Consider the following 472-nt stretch of genomic DNA (forward strand, 5'->3'; position numbering starts at 1 on the left):
CAGGATTTGGGCCCAATAAATTCTTCATCGTACCAGTGTGTACAGATTCTTCAAAACTGATTACAGGATAAATTAATGCAGCGAAATTTGGCCTAAGATCTATCTTTTCCGGATCGGAAACCTTAAGATCGTTATAATGGGCAACCAAAGTTGAGGCAAAATGCCCCCCGGCAGAAAAACCCATAATCCCGATCTTGTTGGCCTTAATCCCATATTTTTTTGCATTTTTCCTAATCAGGTAAATGGCCTGCTGTGCATCCTGCAATGGGCCATAAGTTTTATCAACCATAATCTGATCGCTCGGTAACCGGTACTTCAATACAAAAGCGGTAACTCCAATCGCATTAAATCTTTTGGCTACATCGGTTCCTTCATGGCTAAATGCCAAAGCGCCATAACCACCGCCCGGACAAATGATTACTGCAGTTCCTTTAGCGATATTTTTAGGTGCTTCGAAAACCGTAAACGTAGG

General features: G+C 42.2%; 1 protein-coding gene. It reads right to left on the reverse strand.

What is annotated here, in order from left to right; translation table 11 throughout:
• Positions 1-472, reverse strand: a 472-nt coding sequence (locus tag AC1DND_RS29375) for an alpha/beta hydrolase (RefSeq protein WP_477586561.1), incomplete at both ends; no start/stop codon positions are given.

The organism is Pedobacter sp. 01N416, assembly GCF_056399685.1.